Origin of the sequence: Streptomyces sp. NPDC086080 (assembly GCF_044540255.1) — a bacterium.
Taxonomy (GTDB): Bacteria; Actinomycetota; Actinomycetes; order Streptomycetales; family Streptomycetaceae; genus Streptomyces.
This window is the reverse complement of the sequence record NZ_JBITRU010000086.1, coordinates 1-5,234: the sequence shown is the minus strand read 5'-3', so window position 1 is coordinate 5,234 and position 5,234 is coordinate 1. Positions and strand designations below refer to the sequence as shown.

Here is a 5,234-nt window from a genome sequence, read left to right as displayed (position 1 = left end):
AACGACCACTCGCGATTCGTCAGATCCCCCCGGCCCATGACCCAACCAACGAGCGACCGGTCGGAAAGTCACATGATCCGCCGGACAGTGCCTAGTGGATTTGACCGGCGGCCGGACTGGGGCCCCAACTGAGAGAGGCTGTATCGACTGTCGATGAAGCATCATCTTGGATGAAAGACCGCCATGCCATGAGTCCGGCGTACGTCCTACGTTCGCCGAGCTGGAAGGCCCGATCACCTTCTACTCCAAGCTCTTTGACCGAACCTGGCAGCGGTCAGTGCGAAGAGGAGCCCGCGGAGGCGAGACGGGCCGGTGATGGGGAGCAGCCGACTGCCAGCGCACCTCGTCGGTGTCGCGCTGATGGTGCCAGGTCGTCAGGGTACGGGCGGCAACCAGCCGGTCGAGCAGTACGCCGGTCTGCTGAGGGGAGTACCCGCACAGACGGGCAACGACGGCCATGTCGGCCGTGGAGCCGGCAGCCGTGGTGTGGGCGGCCAGGACCAGGGCAGTCAGCCGTTCTGCGGGTTTTGCCGTCGCCGGAACGATGAGCGGGGCGGGCTTGAGGGCCCAGTGGGCGGCGCGCCGGCGGGCACTGCGGCCCGGGGCCTGGTCCAGCGCTGCGTCGTCGAGCAGCCGCACCTGCAGCGGTGCTGTCCGGGGGGCGGACAGGTCGAGCCAGCCGTCCTCGGCCAGTTCCTGCCACGCCTCGGTGCGCCGGTGCAGGCGCATACCGCGCAGCAGGCCGGCCGACAGCCGGGCGCAGCCGTGTGTATCGGCGCGCAGAGCGCATTGCAGGGCCAGCAGGCGGGCGGCGGGAGACGTGACGCAGCCGAGTGCGGAGGCGAGGTAGGTGAGCATCTCCCGTACCCGTTGCGGCTCGTCTCCGTGCGCCCGCGGCCGGACGGGGGCTGATGCGGCCGGTCGGCGAGGGCTGAGCAGGGTGTCGGGCACAACGGCGGTGTGGCTGGTTGCCGCCGCGCAGGCCGCGCACGCGTCGGCCAGCCGCCAGGTGCGGCCGCCGAGGTCGCGGGTCAGGGCCAGCAGCACCCGCCCGGCACAGCCGCGATGAGGCGGATGCCAGACACAGCCCTGCAGCCGGCACTGGCAGCTGCGCAGATACGCCGGCAAGGCGTCCGCACGGACATGGCAGGCCAGATGCGCCAGGGCGGCCGACCGCGCGGAGGATGCCTGCAGGGGAAAGGTGCGGGCGGTGCACGAGGGGCAGACCAGTGTGGGGCCGCCCGCCTGCGGACGCAGTTCCACCGTCCAGATACGCCGCACTGCGGCATGTGCGCCACCGAGCCTCATGGGCTGGCCGCCCTCCTGTCTGTCTGCGCCGTGGCGGGGGGTCCACCGTGACGGGCCCCCGAGACGGACGCACCGTAGTGCAGATTCCCGCACCGCGAATTTCACCCCCTCCACCCCCGGCGAAAGTGCAGAAACCCGCACTGACAGGGCAAGGGTCTGCACCGTCGGATGGTCGGGTGACGATCTTGCCGCCCGACCCCGACCTCACTGCGCTGCGCGTCGTGCTCGCGCGCCTGCGGGCCGAACGCGGCTGGACCTTCGACGAGCTCGCCGACCGCAGCGGGCTGGCCCGGCGCACCCTCATTGACCTCGAACATGGCCGCACCACCGGCAGTGTCACCACCTGGCACACCCTCGCCCACACCTTCGATGTGCCCATCGAGCGCTTCCTGGGTGCCCTGTGCGAGGACCACACCCCGCCCGGCACGGCCGCTTCATGAACCCTCGCTCCGTCCCGGTGTGCGCCACGTCGTGAATCACCCGATCGGGTAATCGGGCATAGAACGGCCATACGTAGTAACGCTCATGCGTGCGGGCTCGTTGGGCTGGTCGTGGGACATCCCCGCGACACGTTGCTCATGTCTGCGTGTCGCCTGGCACGGTCCGGTCCATGTGCCTCACGCCCGTTCTCGACGGCCGCCACTGGGACGGCAGCCCCCGTGCCCCTCACTGCCCCCGCCCGCTGCGGGTGACCACCACCAGTCCCAGCCGCCTGCTGCGCGTCGGCCAAACCGGCGGCTGCCGCCAGTGCGGCAGCCGTATCGACCTCTACCAGCGCCCTGACCAGCGGCCCATCGCCCTGCACCCCGCGGAACTGGCCGTCATCGACGTCCCCGAATCCTGCCGCTGGCACCTCAGCGGCGGTACCGCTTACCCGCACGGTGACAACAGCGCCTGGTGCCGCATCCCGCATGCCGTGCTCTGCCCCCACCGCACCCCCACCTGTCAGGCCGGCCCCCGCCTCGAGGCGATCCGCCGCCAACTCGCCGTCCGTGCCCGCCGCCTGATCGACACCGGGGCCCTCACCCCCGCCCCACCCGCCACCCCTCAACCCACCGCCCACCACACCGGCGGACCCGACCGCCCCGTCGTCCAGCTGCTGCTGTCCCGCTACCTCGCCCAGCAGCGGCTCGAAGACCTGCGCGGCGTCACCCAGACCCGCCACCGCCACCGCTGCCCCCACCCCGTCCTCGCCCCCACAGGCCCGGCCGGGACCTGGAAACTCCTGCCCACCACCGCCCGGCACGGCCCACTCACCCTGCCCGACGCCCTGATGGCCATCTACGACCTGGGCCACCTCCCCTACGGCGAACAGCTGCGCTGGCGCACTCAACGCTGCCCCGCGCACGCCACCGTCCTCGGCGCCGCCGACCTCGCCCTGGCAGGCTGGGAACCCTTCGACCCCCTCCTGCACGCGGCACACATCCAGACCCACCTGCCCCACCCCACCCCCCGCCCCGCCCGCACCGAAGGGGATGACCCGTGCCGCACCACGCCCTGGAAATCACACTGACCCGCCCCCTGCCGTCGGCGGCACTGCACCGCGCCGCCGGCCTGCTGCCGCTCGCCGCCAACCACGACGCCACCCGCCTGATGGCCCTCGTCGTCGCCAAGACGCCCCAGCGCGCCGCCCGCCGGCTGCGCCACCGCCTCGGCACACATCTGCCCATCGACGTGATCACCACCCACTACCCGGACGCCGACCACAGCGTGCTGCTCAACGCCGCCTTCCCGCCCGCCGTGCACGCCGCCCTCACCACCAACGCCCGCGGCGCCCAGCAGAGCACTGAGCGCTTCCTGGAACTGGCCGTGCGCCGGTCCCTGGCCGAGCACGCCGACCGGGAGGCTGACCGCCTCGACCGCGCGGTGCGCCACCTGCTGGCCCACACCACCCCCGCCTACCTGCTGGCCGCCGTCGGGCACGCACTCACCCGGCTCCCCGAGAGGCCCATGCCGTGAACCTCACCGACGAACAGACGGCAGCCGCCGACGCCTTCCACGCCGGCGACCACCTGGCCCTGCAGGCCGGCGCCGGCACCGGCAAGACCACCACCCTGACTTTGCTCGCCCGCGCCACCACCCGCCGCGGCCGCTACCTCGCCTACAACCGGGCCATCGCCCAGGACGCAGCCGCCCGCTTCCCGACCACGGTGCAGTGCAAGACCGCCCACGCCCTCGCCTACGCCGCCGTCGGCCACCGCTACACCCGCCGCCTGAACGCCCCCCGCCGCCCAGCCTGGCAGACCGGACAAGCCCTCGGCCTGATCAAAGCCGTCCGCATCGGTGACCGCGAGATCTCCCAACGCGCACTGTCCAACGCCGCCCTGCGCACCGTCACCCGCTTCTGCCACACCGCGGACGAGGTCATCACCCGCCACCACGTCCCCCGCCTGCGAGGCCTGGATGACCCCGACCTCCACGCCCGACTCGCCGCCCACCTCGTGCCGTTCGCCCGCAAAGCCTGGGCCGACCTGCAGCACCCCGACGACGGCGCCGTCCGCTTCGACCACGACCACTACCTCAAGATCTGGGCACTTGCCCGGCCACGCATCCAGGCCGACTTCCTGCTGCTGGACGAGGCCCAGGACACCAACCCCGTCGTCGAACAGGTCTTCCTGAGCCAGCGCGACCACGCCCAGCTCGTCATGGTCGGCGACTCTGCCCAGGCCATCTACCAGTGGCGCGGCGCCAAAGACATCCTGACCGGCTTCGACGGCACCCACCTGACGCTGTCCCAGTCCTTCCGCTTCGGCCCCGAACTCGCCCAGGAGGCCAACCGCTGGCTGCACCTCGCCGACGCACCCATCCGCCTCACCGGCACCCCTACCGTGCCCACCGAACTCGGCCCCGTCACCCAGCCGGACGCCGTCCTGTGCCGCACCAACGTCGGTGCCATGGCCCACGTCATGACCCTCATGGCCGCCGGCCACCGGGTCGCCCTGGCCGGGGGAGGAGACAGCCTGCAGGCCCTGGCCCTCGCCGCCCGCGACCTGAAAGAAGGCCGCCGCACCCACCACCCCGAACTCGTCCTCTTTGCCTCCTGGGGCGACCTGCAGGACTACGCCGCCCACGACCCGGCTGGCCGCGACCTGCAGCCCCTGGTCAACCTGGTCGACACCCACGGCACCGACGCCATCCTCACCGCCGTCGCCCACCTCGCCCCCGAGCCGCACGCCCAGGTCACCGTCTCCACCGCCCACAAGGCGAAAGGGCGTGAATGGCCCCGCGTGCTCATCGCGGACGACTTCGCTCGTCCCAAGGACAACACGCCCGACGAGCAGACAGGCTCCCCGCCGACACCCGATCCCATCGACGACGCCGAAGCCCGCCTGGCCTATGTAGCGGTCACCCGCACCCGCCAACGCCTCGACCTGGGCGGACTGTCCTGGATCCATGACCATCCCGACGGCCCCCCGCTCGGCCACGACCGCCCCCGTCCACCGGCGCTGCCACAGCCTCCTGTCGCTGCCAGGACATGAAGCCGGGTGCCAGCCAGATCGGCCTGCCGACCGGCCCGCACCCCTTCCGGGACGGCCAGGCTCGACGCGAGGCCCCGCTCCAGCGCGACGGACGATAGACACCTCGGCGATCCCCATGCGCCTGACACACGCTCACTGCTGCGGCTGGGGCTGGGAAAGGAAAAAAGACAAGTTTTGTGGTTTCCAAACCCTTTGAGCCCGGTAGCGGTCATGCTGATCCAGGGACGCGCGTGATGCGGGGGTGGAGGGGGACTTGCCGGATCAGCCTGACTTGTTCTCCGTACAGCAGGAGGACGACGCGGAGGGTCTAGGCCGTGTTTTGGAACGTGCGGGCGGCCAGCCATTTGGTGAGGTCGCCCGCGATCCGGCCGGTGTCGATCTCGTTGGTCACGTGATGTTCGCGGCGCGTGGTGTCGCGACGGACGATCTCGTAGCCGCCCTCGTCCA

General features: G+C 71.7%; 5 protein-coding genes. 4 read left to right on the top strand and 1 reads right to left on the bottom strand.

Features of this window, described 5'->3' with window-relative positions; genetic code table 11:
* Positions 1 to 240 precede the first annotated feature (240 nt).
* A complete protein-coding gene (locus ACIF9R_RS38005) occupies positions 241 to 1,308 on the bottom strand; it encodes a hypothetical protein (RefSeq protein ID WP_399987660.1) in 1,068 nt (355 codons plus the stop codon).
* Positions 1,309 to 1,484: 176 nt separating this feature from the next.
* Between ACIF9R_RS38005 and ACIF9R_RS38000 the strand changes: the two genes are divergently transcribed.
* From ACIF9R_RS38000 to ACIF9R_RS37985, 4 genes are all read left to right on the top strand, one after another.
* Positions 1,485 to 1,748: a helix-turn-helix transcriptional regulator gene (locus ACIF9R_RS38000; protein ID WP_399987658.1), complete on the top strand. Its 264-nt coding sequence runs from the start codon at positions 1,485 to 1,487 to the stop codon at positions 1,746 to 1,748.
* Between the two features lie 170 nt (positions 1,749 to 1,918).
* Positions 1,919 to 2,821 (top strand): DUF6083 domain-containing protein, encoded by a 903-nt coding sequence (locus ACIF9R_RS37995; RefSeq protein ID WP_399987656.1) that lies wholly within the window; start codon positions 1,919 to 1,921, stop codon positions 2,819 to 2,821.
* A complete protein-coding gene (locus ACIF9R_RS37990; protein ID WP_399987654.1) occupies positions 2,791 to 3,267 on the top strand; it encodes a hypothetical protein in 477 nt (158 codons plus the stop codon). Before ACIF9R_RS37995 ends, ACIF9R_RS37990 begins: the two co-directional genes overlap by 31 nt.
* Positions 3,264 to 4,787, top strand: coding sequence for a UvrD-helicase domain-containing protein (locus ACIF9R_RS37985; RefSeq protein WP_399987652.1), 1,524 nt, complete (start codon positions 3,264 to 3,266; stop codon positions 4,785 to 4,787). The genes ACIF9R_RS37990 and ACIF9R_RS37985 overlap by 4 nt, the downstream gene beginning before the upstream one ends.
* Positions 4,788 to 5,234: the final 447 nt, after the last annotated feature.

Bases quoted from the DNA above. Each gene is read 5' to 3' on its own strand.
- ACIF9R_RS38005 (WP_399987660.1), bottom strand. From the start codon at position 1,308: ATGAGGCTCGGTGGCGCACATGCCGCAGTGCGGCGTATCTGGACGGTG.
- ACIF9R_RS37995 (WP_399987656.1), top strand. From the start codon at position 1,919: ATGTGCCTCACGCCCGTTCTCGACGGCCGCCACTGGGACGGCAGCCCC.